The organism is Enterobacter sp. fkY84-1 (assembly GCF_052974705.1).
In genome coordinates, this window is record NZ_CP169393.1 from 929,733 (window position 1) to 944,380 (window position 14,648).

Genomic DNA, 14,648 nt, shown 5'->3' on the forward strand with positions numbered 1-14,648 from the left:
TGAATGTCTGTAACACGTATAAGAGTGAAAGAACGCGACGCTATTATTCAGTCACTTAAATCAGGTGTAACGCCAAGGATAGGTATTCAGCATATCCAGGTTGGCCGTGTGAATGAGATCACCGCTCTCCATCAGGATATTGAGAGGATTGCTGACGGTGGGGCAAGCTTCAGACTAATCATCGGTGAATATGGTTCTGGTAAAACGTTCTTTCTGAGTGTTGTGCGCTCTATTGCGCTAGAGAAGAAGCTGGTGTCAGTCAGTGCTGACCTTTCTCCTGATAGACGTATTCACTCATCGGGAGGTCAGGCTCGTAACCTCTATTCAGAGCTTATTAAAAACATGTCCACCAGAAACAAGCCTGATGGTAATGCGTTACTTAGCGTTGTTGAAAGGTTCGTTACGGAGGCAAGAAAGGAAGCTGACACGGACGGCTCCGAGGTTTCATCAGTTATTCATAAGCGCCTGGCTGCCCTGTCAGATATGGTGGGCGGATATGACTTTGCGAAGGTCATTGATGCATTCTGGCGGGGGCACGAACAGGATAATGAAACGCTAAAATCCAATGCAATTCGCTGGTTGCGGGGAGAGTACACTACCAAAACTGATGCCCGTAACGATCTAGACGTTCGGACTATTATCTCAGACGCTTCATTCTATGATTCTTTGAAGCTGATGAGCCTTTTTGTCCGCCAGGCAGGCTATGCCGGTCTTTTGGTCAGCCTCGACGAAATGGTGAACCTCTTTAAGCTGAATAATACGCAAGCAAGAACAGCGAACTACGAACAGATTTTGCGGATCCTGAATGACTGCCTGCAAGGCTCAGCCGAGAACATTGGTTTTATCCTCGGGGGGACGCCAGAGTTTCTTTTCGATCCGCGTAAAGGTCTTTACAGCTATGAGGCTCTCCAGTCGCGTCTGGCGGAAAACCGGTTCGCGCAAAAAGCAGGAGTGATTGACTACTCATCCCCCACTTTGCATCTTGCCAGCCTGACCCCTGAGGAACTGTATATTTTGCTGAGAAATCTTCGCCATGTTTATGCAGGCGGAGATCCAGAGAATTATCTGGTACCAGATGAGGCACTGACTGGATTTCTGCATCACTGTAGTAAAACCATTGGAGACGCTTACTTCCGTACCCCCCGTAATACCATAAAAGGTTTCCTGGACATGCTGGCCGTGCTGGAACAAAACAGAACGATGAACTGGCAAACTCTAATCGAGGGTGTGGCGATTGAAGAGGACAGGCCCAGCGATATGGATGACGCCACTACGGAGGAAAGCGATGACGACGACGGACTGGCGAACTTCAAACTATGAGCAGTGCCTACGATAGCCTCGATCCCCGCGTCCGTAAGTGGGTTTACAAGCAGGGGTGGTCTACATTAAGGCCCTTGCAGGAGAGTTCTATCCCGGCAATTTTAGCCCGTGATCGAGACGTGCTAATCAGTGCAGGTACAGCAGCGGGTAAAACAGAGGCTTTCTTTCTTCCTGCCTGTTCGGCAGTTGCAGATCTCACTAATGGATTTGGCATCGTCTATATCAGTCCGTTGAAGGCATTGATTAACGATCAGTACCGTCGTCTTGAGAGCCTTGGAGATGCATTGGAAATGCCAGTGACTCCCTGGCACGGGGATGTACCACAAAGCAAAAAAAAGAAGGCTCGGACGAACCCTGCTGGCATTTTACTGATTACACCTGAGTCACTTGAGTCTTTGCTCATAAATTCAATGGGCTGGCTCAAACAGGCGTTTTCTTCAGTCGCATACATCGTTATTGATGAGTTTCATGCTTTTATTGGCTCAGAGCGTGGTGTACAGCTGCTTTCTCTGCTCAATAGAATTGACCATGTGCTAGGTCGCCAGGTAAATCCAATTCCCCGCGTTGCGTTGAGTGCCACGCTGGGGGAACTGGAGAAAGTGCCCGAAATGTTGCGCCCGGACAAACGACTCCCCTGCGTAACTGTTACAGATAGTAATAGCACGGCCACTCTTCAGGTACAGGTCAAAGGGTACCTGGAGCGAGTGATCCAAAAAGAGGAAGAACTTCAGAGTTCAGCTGAACATGACGTTTGCGCTGACATTTTTAGACTTTGCCGTGGCGATTCTCATTTGGTCTTTGCAAACAGCCGAAAGCGCACTGAAAGCATTGCGGCAACGCTGAGCGACATGTGTGAGGAACAAATTGTTCCGAATGAATTTTTCCCCCACCATGGTTCCCTTGCCAAGGAATTACGTGAGGCGCTTGAATCTCGTCTTCAGAAAGGAAATTTGCCCACTACAGCTGTTTGTACAATGACGCTTGAGTTGGGAATTGATATCGGTAAGGTTAAGTCGGTTATCCAAGTTACGCCACCACATTCTGTTTCCAGTTTGCGCCAGCGTATGGGGCGTTCTGGGCGACGCGACTCCCCATCAGTACTCAGAATGCTAATTACAGAAAATGAGCTTACTGTGAGTAGCAGTATCGTTGATCATCTACGGCTCCAGTTGGTGCAGTCGATGGCAATGATCAGGTTGATGATCTCTAAACAATGGTTTGAGCCTGCCGATTCCCGCCAGATGCATTACTCCACGCTGCTACACCAGATTCTTGCAATTACCGCACAATGGGGTGGAGTTCGTGCCGACCAGCTCTGGTCCCAACTATGCCAGACAGGGCCGTTCAGAAATGTAGATTTAAACGATTTCAAAAGCCTGCTTAAACATATGGGAGCATGTGGCCTACTCACTCAACTTGCAAGCGGCGAAATGGTTGTTGGGGCAGAGGGAGAGAAACTGACTAACCATTACACGTTTTATGCCGTGTTCAATACACCAGAAGAGTTCCGCATTGTCACCGGAAACAGAACCCTTGGAACATTGCCTGTGGACTCCCCACTGCTACCAGACCAACACATCATCTTCGGTGGGCGGCGCTGGAAAGTGACAGAGATCGAGACAGAGAAAAAAGTTATCTATGTAGAGGCAACCAAAGGCGGTCAGCCACCACAATTTAGTGGGGGAGGTATGTCTGTTCATGATGCCGTTCGTCAGGAAATGCTCGCTATCTATAGGGAAGGTGATTACCGCATAGCAATAGGTAGCAAGAAAGTAGATTATGCCGATACTGCCGCCAGAAACCTATTTGCGGAAGGCTGTAGTAACTTTCAGCGTTTTAAACTTCAAAATGAATGTTTTATTACGAGTAGACAATACTGTTACGTAATACCCTGGATGGGGGATAAAGTTGTCAATACGATTACAGCCTTGCTCATACGCTGTGGTTTTAAAGCTAATTCATTGGCTGGAATTATAGAAATTGACGGCTCAAGTGTCGCTTCTGTTCAACAGGCACTTAAAGGCCTGCTGCTGTCAGGCTTGCCTTCAGCGTTTGATCTTGCTGCAAATGTTCCAGAAAAGTACTTAGATAAATATGACGAATACTTACCAGAGTCGCTGCTTGCGAAAGGATTTGGGGAAAAAGCGTATGACATTGAAGGCACTCGTATTTGGTTGAAGCAGCACCTTCAGTAAACTGGCTACACATAAAGGGGATCCGTTCCCTCTCTAGATTGAGGCCAATTGATGATAGCAATGTTCACTCTTGGCTCGGATCTGCAAGAAATCGAGGTCATAAGGTCTGCTTTGAGCGAGGGACGGACATAGCGATATTCAAATCTGTAATCCAGCATCGAAATTTTTATCATCAACCCTGTGACCTGCTCCCCGTTGATTAACACACCCCGATGTTAGTAATGTCTTCATAAGCCACATGAGGACATACCCATGAAGAAGCGTTTTTCCGACGAACAGATCATCAGTATTCTTCGCGAAGCGGAAGTCGGGGTTTCTGCCCGTGAGCTCTGCCGTAAGCACGCCATTTCCGATGCCACTTTCTACACCTGGCGCAAGAAGTTTGGTGGCATGGAAGTTCCTGAGGTGAAGCGGCTTAAATCTCTTGAAGAGGAGAACGCCCGCCTCAAGAAGCTGCTTGCCGAAGCCATGCTGGATAAGGAGGCGCTTCAGGTGGCTCTGGGGCGAAAGTACTGACGACAGACCACAAGCGGGAAGCCGTTAAGTTTATGTGTGATGCGACCGGTCTGTCGCAACGTCGTGCCTGCAGGCTTACTGCTTTGTCTCTGTCGACCTGCCGCTACGAGGCTCAGCGTCCGGCGGCTGATGCGCATTTATCAGGGCGCATCACTGAGCTGGCACTGGAGCGCAGGCGTTTTGGCTACCGCCGCATCTGGCAGCTGCTGCGTCGGGAGGGCCTTCACGTCAATCACAAGCGGGTATACCGTATTTACCACCTTAATGGACTGAGCGTAAAACGCAGACGACGCCGTAAAGGGCTGGCAACCGAACGGTTTCCGCTTCTGCGCCCGGATGCGCCGAACCTGACATGGTCGATGGATTTCGTTATGGACGCACTGGCCAACGGTCGGAGAATCAAGTGCCTGACCTGTGTGGATGATTTCACGAAGGAGTGTCTGACGATCACCGCTGCTTTCGGTATTTCAGGCGTTCAGGTCACGCGTATTCTGGACAGCATCGCGCTGTTTAGGGGCTTTCCGGCGACAATAAGAAACGATCAGGGCCCAGAATTTACCTGCCGCGCGCTCGATCAATGGGCCTTTGAGCATGGTGTGGAACTACGGCTTATCCAGCCAGGTAAGCCAACGCAGAACGGATTTATTGAGAGTTTTAACGGACGCTTTCGCGATGAGTGTCTGAATGAACACTGGTTCAGCGATATTCTTCATGCCCGGAAAACGATTAATGACTGGCGGCAGGATTATAACGAGTGCCGTCCCCATTCATCGCTGGATTACCAGACACCAGCTGAATTCGCAACGGACTGGCGAAACAGGAAATATGAAGAAAAACCAACCGACATTACTAACTGAAGGTTGTATCTAATCCTGGGGGCAGGTCACCTGTAAAGTAAATGATGCGTGAGTTATTGCGGACCTATTTTTCTTTTACTATAAAAGCAATTATTCAACTTTGCTAATGAACTCTTTATCAAGGAATTGGTTTTGCAACTTCACCCCACCCGACTGTATCTTCGTCCCGTAACTGAGTCTGACCTTGATGATCTTTTCAGAATTTATGGTGACCCGGCTACGAACACCTTTAACCCAGTTGGGCCGTATCCTGATATAAAGCATGCAAAAAATGTTTTAGCTCGTTGGGTCAACCACTGGGAAACCCACGGTTTCGGAAACTGGGCAATCTCTTTGAAGGATAGCCCTGATAGAATCATTGGTTTTGGCGGTCTGAGTATCAGCAGTTATGCTGATATAATAATTAATAACTTAGGATATCGTTTCGCCACAGAGGCATGGGGTAAAGGTCTGGCGACAGAGTTCTCGAAAAACTCTGTCAGATATGGTTTTGGTGAGTTAAAGCTGACCGAGATCTCTGCCGTAGTTAGAGGTAACCACGTGGCATCGCAGAAAGTTCTTCGAAAAGCTGGGTTGAAATACATAAAAGAGATTTATGATGTGAAAGACGCGCCGCCGAGCCTGCTTTTCTCTCTCACGCATGGTGAATGGTTAAAACAATCATTGTGAGCGTACATCCTCTACATCATTTAAATAAAAGAATCATTTCGCGGCGCTTTGGAAAGAACCAACGTCCGCCTTTGGCACTAAGCGGGCTAAATTCGACAGATTTGACGAGATAAGGTTATAGATGAACTATCAATACCCTTGAACGATTACTTCCCTGTTGATTTGCTTGGTTGCAGTCCTGGGGTATTACCGGGTGTATCCTTATTATCACGTCTGCGCTGATCGGGTTTTCCTGTTGATTTTGCAATTGGTTTTGGACCATGTTTAAGCCCCATAATCGTGCTCCTTAGCGTTGTTAGAGGTTATTCCTCAGTGTGGGTATAAGTGGAGCTATAAGAATTATCAAGCTCGAATGGGGGTTGGATAATGACTACTAGAATATTATGTGAGCAATGTCAGTGTTCGACATGTAGCGACCGGTCCGATACTGACGTAGGTTGCAGATTGTTCGCGATGAGCCCTCAACAATGAGGGCCACCTCGGAGATTGTCAGCCTGATTGCGCCAATTGCCGATGCAGGACCTGCAGACTAGTTCCCGCTCCTGCCCATGCAGCAACCGAGCCGACCACATACAGGTTTTGCTTGGCGCGTGAGACGGCTACATTGATTATGTTTGGCGGGCTTGCCGCCCACTGACGCGCCCTTTGCTGACTCGCTTTCGGAGCGCCCAGCAACAGGATGACCGTGTCCGCCTCTCGGCCCTGGAACGTGTGGATCGTGCCTACACGATCACGGCACCACTCATCCAACTTTACGCCGAACGTTCGCAGCAGGTCGGTTTCTCTGTCGAGACGCCGACGCATGTTCTGCTCTACGATCTTGAATGGTGTAATGATAAATACGTCTGGATTTGTAATGCCCGATGCTGCCAGCTCTTTTAGCATTCTTACAACCGCTTCGCCCTCATCGGGACACCACTTCGTCTCAGCATCGCCATTGATATCCACCCAGCGAGATCTCCCCAATGCCGAGCCGATAGATCCAGGTCTTTTAGGCCCGACAGCATGGACCATCTGCCCGGCATAGGCGATGAAGTTAGAAACATCGAACATTGGGTTCTGACAACGCCTGTGAACGAGGAGTGGCAGCCCGACTTCTCGATCACCTACGTCCATGACGAAGGTGGATTTGAAGCGTGATGCCTGATCAGCAAGGGTCTGCGTAGATGCTGCGGGGGCAGACCATTCGACTTGGTCAATGTCAAAGAACTTGCAGATTTCGGCGTTCAGCTTTTCAGGAAGTGAAACTACAGGTGGGATTTGCAACGGGTCACCTACCACGATGGAGCGCTTTGCCCGCATGATAGCTCCAACTGCTGCCTGAGGAACGGCCTGGCCCGCTTCATCTACAAGAAGCCAGCCAATGCTCTCTGGTGGCAGATCCCCGAACATCGTCCGAACAGAGGCGAATGTCGTGGACACGGCAGGCACAACCATGAAAAGGCTCGACCAAAGGTCGGGGAGAAGTTCACGGTGAGCGGAAGACTGGAAGGCACCAGCCACCATGCCCGACATCAATAGCCCAAGATTGTGTTGTAAGCGGCTGGCCGAAGCGTCAATGAACGTTTTATGCACAGTCAGGGCAGCGGCGAAAAGATCCTCTCGCAGGTGATGAACCTCATCGGGAAGCCATGGCGCAGTCAGGTGGATAGCCTCGTGATCGCGCTCGAAGAATCTCTCATCAACGACCCTGTCTCCCATGCGGTTGCGTGCCTCTGCCTCGGTTGCCTTCAATTTCGAGACAGCCTGACATTTGCTGGAAATTTCCTGGTCGAGTTGCTGTAACTGGGACTCAATATTGCTCCACTTAGTCCTTGCAAGCTCTAGGGCACCGTCTGTCTCCTGCGCCCGTAAGACTGATTGCTGCAAGGTCGCCGAGAGCTTCTGCAGTGTCGATCTCCACGACTTCCAGGCCGCAGTTGCGAACAAACGGGAGAAGAAACCTGGACGGCAAGCAAGATGGCTGTTGAGCATGATCTTGTCCTGCTCGATCTGCGATTTTGCCTTCTCATGCTCCCGTTGGCAGGATTCAGCAATCTGGTGTGCCTCTTCGACAGCTTCAATCAGACTCGGACGACGCTGTTCCACCCTTTGTAGTTCGGCAGTCGCTCCCTTGAGTGCCTGGATATCCCGTCGCATCTCTTCGATGCTGGCGATTTCGGCGTCTACCGTCTCCTTGAGTTTAAGGAAAACGGTTCGTGCTTTCCGCCAGGCCGCTAAAGCGTCCGCTTCGTTGGTGCTCGGCCGTTCATTGATGACCACGCTGGGCATCACGCGATCGATGATTTCGCCAGTTTGTTCATCTTTGATCTCACGCAAGACGTTTAAGCCGCGAGCTGCTTTCAGGTAGGTAAGGAAACCACCGTCTTCATTCCACCAGAAACTTTGCTGGAACGCGCCTCGGTTGCTGCTCTTGCCGAGAGCCGCGGCGATCAACCCCCAGGTTTCGACAGGGTCGGAGGGGATGTCCCCCTCGGCCTCGGCTTCGAAATAGCCGGCGCGTTTGGGATTCGCAATCAGGTCGCTGATGGACCGGAAGTAGGCGATCTGTTCATGGCGACCATTGGCTTCCTTGAGAGGAAGCTCTTTACTGACGTTTTCGACTGCTTTGTTATTGGAGGAGGCTACGACGATCTCATGGCCCCTCAAGGACGCATGTAACTTGTAGAAGTGCAGGAATGCATTGGAACCGAATGCCAGCTTCTCGCCTGTTGTGGAAAAGGCATCCTGCGGTTTATTGAAGCCGCACATCGCCGTGGCCCGATCAAGAATGCACCCAACGACAATATCTCGCAGAAGAGTGGTCTTTCCAGTACCCGGCGGCCCATTGACACCGATGATACCTGGAGCATCATTCAGCTCAGCACGCGCCGCATTCACGGCAGCCTGTTGAAGCAGTACCAATGGATGGCCGCCTTTCGAAGGCCAACGAGCCTGCGGCATGAGCGACGGCGCGACGAAAGGCTCAACCGCGGAAATGGGCGATAGCACGTCGATTTTTTGGTCAGGCCTGCCAATTCCCATATAGCGGCGCAAACCGGTTCCGGCTTTGCCCGTCTCGAGCAATTTGGTTGCTTCACCGAGATCTTCAAGATAGAAGGAATTCAGTAACGAAGGTTCAGGCGGCGACTTGGCCTTGAAATGATGAAACACCTTAATCGCGAATGTGGGTGGCTCAACCAAATGTTCGGGTACACCGAACTGAGACACAAGCCATTTATAAGCATTAAGAACGACATCCAAATCGATCGGTATGGGTTCTCCATCCTCGTTGTGGCGGCGAACTATTCGATCCAGATGCTCGATAATGCGCGGCTCAACATTTGGCCAATTCCCTAAGCTCCCAAGCTTCAGATCGAGAGCCGGCTTGAGTGCCCAGGCAAAACTGGAAACGGCAACGCCTTTTTCCTCAAGCACATAACCTTCCTTGTCGATCAGGATCGAGCCGATGGCCGCTTTCTTACCGTCCGGGCGTGAACTCTCCTCATCCTCGCCAAAAACCTTGACCAGCTCGTCCGTCGCCTTGTCGAGAGCGATGGAGCCGAGGACGACCTCGAAATAAAGCTTATAACTAGGCTTGCTGCGGGCATTTGGTCCCCAAGGAACACCTCGCTCCAATAGAGCAACCCTGGAGCGGTCGCCGTTGGCCATATCCTCTGGGCGTTTATAACCTTGAGGCGACAGTGCTTCGAGGGCTGTCCATGCTGCCAGTATTGCTCGCGCATCATTCGCCTTATCTGACGGAGAGAAGGATGGGAGTGGACCTAAATCAATTTGGCCTTTGTCGAATTGCTGTCGCATGGCAGTGTCTGGGATAGCCTTCGGTTGCAGTTGCTCTACAGCTGCAGGTGCACTGTGGGGCACAGCTTGAGAAAATTGTATGGACGCCGAATCGGGATTACATGTTGATGGGTTGGAAGCCGACATGATGGCGACCTCGCTGCGGTCGCTAAGTGCAGCTAGAGATTGCTCGATTTTAGACGTCAGCGTCCGCGCCCTGGCAGTGTTGCGAAAGGTCAGCTCGTTCAACAGCTGTTCAAGTTCACTAACATTGTTGCGGGACTGTTCGAAGATTGCTTCCAGATCGAAGATAGATTTTTGCGCATACTGACGTGTCTTCATTTATTTCTGCGACTCCATATCCCTTCAGTTAAGAGATATTATGCTAATTAGCTTGATTTCTAAAACTATTAACTTGCGCTCATGACGTAGATCCAGATCTCGGTGGGATGCTAACTGGCTGCTTACGTGCGAAGGCGCACTCTGTGCAAATCAATATAATGCAGGTTCGTTGGTATGACTTGATAGTTGAGGGCCAGCCAAAGGCTATTGCCCGTGAACTTGAGGTACGGTATTAAGTTTTCGACATCTAGATAGATTTTTATTCACGAGTCTATGAGCACATTGACTTCGTCCCTGCACATTAATGATATGTAGCATATTGCCCAAGCCCCCATACTTTTTGCCCTCTTGTTAGCAAGTAGATTTCCTTATTCCCATTAGCTAAACTGTGCGGCTGGAGTCCTCCCAGCGAGCACGCGCAGAGTGAACCATGATCCGCAGAAACAAACCATTTAATACTCTTTCCCGCCGTCGGCGTCGTGCCCGGACACAACACGTCAAGAATCTGATCCACCGCGAGCGTCACCGCTGCGGAGGGCTGCATTATGATGATTGCGATTCTGAAAATGCAGAGGCCATTGCTGCGGGTTGGATGTGGACCTGGAGCGATGTTTTATTCTTGGGTAATTCGCCAGATGTGTATTGGAATGCGGAGATCATTACCATTGACGTAGCGCGTGCGGATATTGTGGAAAATCTGGTGTTTGAAGAAGCTCATGCCATGTTGAGCCAAAACCAGCAGGAAGATGAAGCCCGCATGGATACAACACCAAACTACAATGCGAAAGGGAAGGTGGTTAGCCATACGGTGGTAGAACGTACCCGCGTTTCTTATCCTCAATTCGGTGGATTAACCTATTTCGACTACATTGATAAACGCTTGGCCGAAGTCATGCGCGACAACCCGCCTGTAGTTACTCCTGGCTACCGCATTCAATCTGGCTATCGTAGCGGCATTGGTTTGCAAATCATCGTGGAAGAGTCGGTGCTCACTCGCGAGATAATCGACAGTGCGATCCGCTCATTTTTGACTGGGAATATGCCCCTGGTCCCTAAGTAAACAAGATGATGAAGCAAACTCTTTGTAGAGCAACTCAGCAATAAACACTTTAATGCACCCGATGAAATCTTTGGCGGCCGAATGATCGTGTGAACATGAATTCGACCCAGTAGCAGCCTTGGATGCCACAGGAATGATTTCAGATATCAAGGCTGATACCTGATACTTTTGAACGCCACTAAAAAAAGAACTGTGTGACATACTGACATCTGGGGGTACTTATGGGGGGATGCTAAAAGATCGAATAAAATAAAGTGATTGAAAATCAATGTCTTTATGCTGTTGGTTTGTTCCTATTATCGCACCATCTTTAAAAGTAGTCTTCCGACAATCAAATAAACAACATTTGTCCCTTGTGCATTAGCCATTCCTCTCCTCTGAAAGCCCTGGCAAACCATCACACATCTCCTGCAACTCATTAAACATCCTTGCCACATGGAAGCCATCGCACACCGAATGATGGACCTGCACCGCGAGCGGCAGCAGCACTTTTCCATCCTGCTCGTAGTATTTTCCAAACGTGAACATAGGCGAAAAGAAGTTCTTCATGTGCGCAATGTTCATATTAAAGTTGGTAAACGTTACCCACGGAATAGACGACACAAAAAAGACATTTTCCCGGGACTCTTCCTTAGGCCAGTAAGAAAGGCTATTTCCATAGCGGGCCGTATCTTCTGCATACGTGTTCTGGAAGTGATGAATATTGCCGTCATAGTGGCTCCACAATGACGAAAACGTCTCCGTTTCGGGGTGGAAAATGGTGTAGCTGGGATGAACTTCATTCCATATGACAAGCTCATTGTCCTTCATGGCCATACGGAACTCAGGATGCCGGTTCATGATGTTAGACAGGAGAAAAATGATCGTCGGGTAAAACTTCCAGCCCACCGCTTTGATATGTTTTCGCAGCGCGGTAATGTCGATGAGAACGGTTTGGTTAATTGTGCATTCAGCAAATGACTGGAAGACTTCAAAATGCTCCTTCCTTGGCCAACGAGATAAATCAACAGGCGTATACTCCGGGGCTGTTTTTTTCATTGTTTAACCTTTGATTATCAACCGTCTACGTGATTTTGGGCCAGAAACAACCGGACAACCATTTCAACCGTATCTAATCTTCCTGTCAATCTCAGCCTGTGGCTTTCCGAACAGGTATCCCTGCACGAGATCGCAGCCAAGCGCCTGAAGCCGTTCAAGCTGCGCTTCGGTTTCAACACCCTCTGCAATGACCCGCATGTTGAGGCTCTTCGCCATGCCGGTAATCAATTTAACGATATTAAGGGCATCATCCTGCGTGGATATCGGATTCACAAAGGATTTATCTATCTTAATTTTATCAAAATTCAGTTCACTCAGTCGTGAGAGCGAGGAATATCCCGTTCCGAAATCATCGATGGAAATTTTGACACCCAGTGCCCGGAGCTTTTTGAGAATAGTGATCGGCATGTTGCTGTCGCTGAAGAGCGAAGACTCTGTTACCTCTAGCTCAAGTCGGCTGGCCGGTAGCCCAGTCTCTTTCAGGATGGACTGCACCATCGTGGTAAACGATTTTGTGCCTAGCTGAACGGGGGAGACGTTCACCGAGATCCTGGCCGGCACCGCCCAGGACACCGCTTCCCGGCAGGCCATCTCAAGCACCGACTTGCCGATCTCATTAATCATCCCCGTTTTTTCAGCGACGGAAATAAAATAATCTGGCGCGAGTATCCCTTTCACCGGGTGTATCCAGCGAATAAGCGCTTCATAGCCGTAAATTTCATTGCTGAATGAATCGACAATAGGCTGGTAATACACAACGAATTCATTGTGATCGATCGCCAGAGCCATATCATGTTCAAGGGTTCTGCTTTCCTGCAGTCTTTGCAGCATCCACTGCCGGAAGACCTTGATCTGCTGCGAACCTTCTTTTTTCGCTTCGTAGAGGGCCAGGTCGGCAAATTTATAAAGATAATCAGAGCGGCGTTCATTATCTGATAAAACGATGCCCACGCAGGTGGCAATTTTTATCAGCTGGTTATTAATCGTATAGGGCTGGCTGATATGATCGCTGATTTCTTTGGCGCGCGAAACGGCGGCGGTTTCCGTGAGTCCGCTGGAGAGAAGGGCGAATTCATCGCCGCCCAAACGGTAAAACGTATCCGTTGCGCTGCTCATCGAGGTCAGCCGTCGGGAGACCTGATTCAGCAGCAAATCTCCCGTATCATGGCCATAGGTATCGTTGACCTCTTTGAAACGGTCTAAATCAAATAACATCACCGTGACGGGGACGTGGTTTTTATCTGCCTGAAGATTAATTTTGTTGAGATCGTCCCAGAAGAAAAGGCGGTTTTTCATGCCGGTGAGGGAGTCATGATAAACATCATACTCCAGCTTCGCGTTCTGAATTTGCAGCTTTTCTTTTGATATTTGAAGCTCGTCAGCCAGGCTCTTAACCTGCATGTGTGCTTTCAGAATATTTTTATTCTGGTAGATCATTAAGAAGCCGAGAATAAAGCTTAAAATCACCAGGAGCAATGAAAGTGCCGAGTAGATATAATACAGTATCTGTATTTTCTTATTGGATTCGTTAACTGTGTTAATATCTTTTGTTAATGCCGTGGCAGAAAGCTGGCTTAGCGGTGCATCGAGTTCATGCATATTTGTCAGGTATGCTTTTAACGCCGGGTGGCTCATATTTTCAAGATGGCTATCCAGATAGGCCAGTATGTTTTCTAAGCGTAAAGCGAGTTCCTGATGCGTTTTATCGCTGTCAATGTAGCGACCTAAATCGCCCCCCTTCATTAAATCGCCCTGACTGAGCATAATTTCGAGGCGCATGCGGACCTGGTCTATCGTAACGTCATCGGTATCGGTTGCGTATAGACCAAGCCATGATTCAAAACGGTAATACTCTGATACCAGTTGTGCCACGGACCAGGACTCAGTGTATTGAGTCAGTTTTTGCAATTCTTGCTGACGATCATAAACAAGGTATGCAATATATCCTGTCGTGATAAAAAGAGAAAAAATGATACCAACCAGTATCCTGTTCATTATGTTCTCCTGAACGACTACTCAATCTTCATTTTGCTTACCTGCCATGCTGATCGTGAGTAATAAATCTGATTATTCAACTCAGGAAGACTGTCATAGGGGTATACAATGAACGATGGGCCTTTATCGCGGATGCGCATATATTCGCCATTGACCTTTAAGGCAAGGATGGCGTTGTATTTTTTAAAGTCGCTGAGAGGGATGATGGTTGAGTAATCATTAAGCGCAATAACATTCACGTTCGTACCTTTTGCACCCACATAATCCATGAGCTTGCTCATGGGGACACCCTCAAACTTCGTACGACCGTTATACCAGGGGGAGGTTGTCTCGAAACTCACGACACCCAGTTTTTCAAGGCTGGCGAGATCAAACACTGCTTTTCCATTTTCATTGGTATTTTCTATATTACCGGAAATCGTTAAAATGGGTTTACCAACTGGTTTTGGCAGGTCGCCAGCCCAGGTTACACTCTGTACCAGACAGCATAACAGCAGTAGGGTTAATCGCATTTTGACCTCCACCTTTTAACAGAAGTATAAGAATTATAATTTAGATATCACATGAGTTGATATATTTTGTTGGGGAGTAGGGGGTTTTATCGTTTTTATTGATGTAAAGTCATTTTAATCAATGAGTTATGTGTTGCGGGTGTCAGGGTGTTTGATACGCGAGCGACGCTTAACTTTTTGATAAAAGCTAAAATTGCGGGCATAAATGCTCTTCTGTTTAAAAAATAATCGTTTTAATTGAGAGATATTATCTTCCACGATAATTGTGGGGTGTCCATGGCTTTTTGGCGCGCGGAATTTAGCGGCTAAATACGCGCCCCGGTTGTGTGGCTGTTTCAGGATGGCGATGATAAGCGAGGACACG

The 14,648-nt window shown here is 48.8% G+C and carries 10 protein-coding genes; 5 read left to right on the forward strand and 5 right to left on the reverse strand.

The annotated features are described in order from the left end of the window. Positions 1-3: 3 nt before the first annotated feature. From ACEPLT_RS04345 to ACEPLT_RS04360, 4 genes are all read left to right on the forward strand, one after another. Positions 4-1,320 carry an ATP-binding protein gene (locus tag ACEPLT_RS04345; RefSeq protein WP_045416777.1) on the forward strand — a complete coding sequence of 439 codons (1,317 nt, stop codon included), beginning with the start codon at positions 4-6 and terminating at the stop codon, positions 1,318-1,320. Continuing rightward, positions 1,317-3,515 carry a DEAD/DEAH box helicase gene (locus tag ACEPLT_RS04350; protein WP_264862916.1) on the forward strand — a complete coding sequence of 733 codons (2,199 nt, stop codon included), beginning with the start codon at positions 1,317-1,319 and terminating at the stop codon, positions 3,513-3,515. The genes ACEPLT_RS04345 and ACEPLT_RS04350 overlap by 4 nt, the downstream gene beginning before the upstream one ends. A 252-nt stretch (positions 3,516-3,767) precedes the next feature. Further along, positions 3,768-4,888 (forward strand): IS3 family transposase gene (locus tag ACEPLT_RS04355; protein WP_232927840.1). Its coding sequence is split into 2 segments (ribosomal slippage): positions 3,768-4,026 and positions 4,026-4,888, totalling 1,122 coding nucleotides; the frame shifts between segments, so codons are not numbered across the junction. A gap of 132 nt (positions 4,889-5,020) precedes the next feature. After that, entirely contained in the window at positions 5,021-5,557 is a 537-nt protein-coding gene (locus tag ACEPLT_RS04360; protein ID WP_232927842.1) for a GNAT family N-acetyltransferase, read from the forward strand. A 489-nt stretch (positions 5,558-6,046) separates the two neighbouring features. Here ACEPLT_RS04360 and ACEPLT_RS04365 read toward each other — a convergent pair whose 3' ends face one another. Then, on the reverse strand, positions 6,047-9,679 hold the full coding sequence (locus tag ACEPLT_RS04365) for a DEAD/DEAH box helicase (protein WP_264862917.1): 3,633 nt from the start codon (positions 9,677-9,679) through the stop codon (positions 6,047-6,049). A gap of 430 nt (positions 9,680-10,109) precedes the next feature. Between ACEPLT_RS04365 and ACEPLT_RS04370 the strand changes: the two genes are divergently transcribed. Beyond that, a complete protein-coding gene (locus tag ACEPLT_RS04370; protein ID WP_045416760.1) occupies positions 10,110-10,739 on the forward strand; it encodes a hypothetical protein in 630 nt (209 codons plus the stop codon). Between the two features lie 360 nt (positions 10,740-11,099). Here ACEPLT_RS04370 and catA read toward each other — a convergent pair whose 3' ends face one another. The 4 genes from catA to ACEPLT_RS04390 form a co-directional block, all read right to left on the reverse strand. After that, positions 11,100-11,777 carry a type A chloramphenicol O-acetyltransferase gene (gene catA, locus ACEPLT_RS04375; protein ID WP_059362621.1) on the reverse strand — a complete coding sequence of 226 codons (678 nt, stop codon included), beginning with the start codon at positions 11,775-11,777 and terminating at the stop codon, positions 11,100-11,102. A gap of 63 nt (positions 11,778-11,840) precedes the next feature. After that, on the reverse strand, positions 11,841-13,772 hold the full coding sequence (locus ACEPLT_RS04380; RefSeq protein WP_032664040.1) for a putative bifunctional diguanylate cyclase/phosphodiesterase: 1,932 nt from the start codon (positions 13,770-13,772) through the stop codon (positions 11,841-11,843). A 17-nt stretch (positions 13,773-13,789) separates the two neighbouring features. Further along, positions 13,790-14,284: a molybdopterin-dependent oxidoreductase gene (locus ACEPLT_RS04385; RefSeq protein WP_008503255.1), complete on the reverse strand. Its 495-nt coding sequence runs from the start codon at positions 14,282-14,284 to the stop codon at positions 13,790-13,792. Positions 14,285-14,410: 126 nt separating this feature from the next. Next, a complete protein-coding gene (locus ACEPLT_RS04390) occupies positions 14,411-14,647 on the reverse strand; it encodes a hypothetical protein (RefSeq protein WP_145974644.1) in 237 nt (78 codons plus the stop codon). Position 14,648 lies beyond the last annotated feature (1 nt).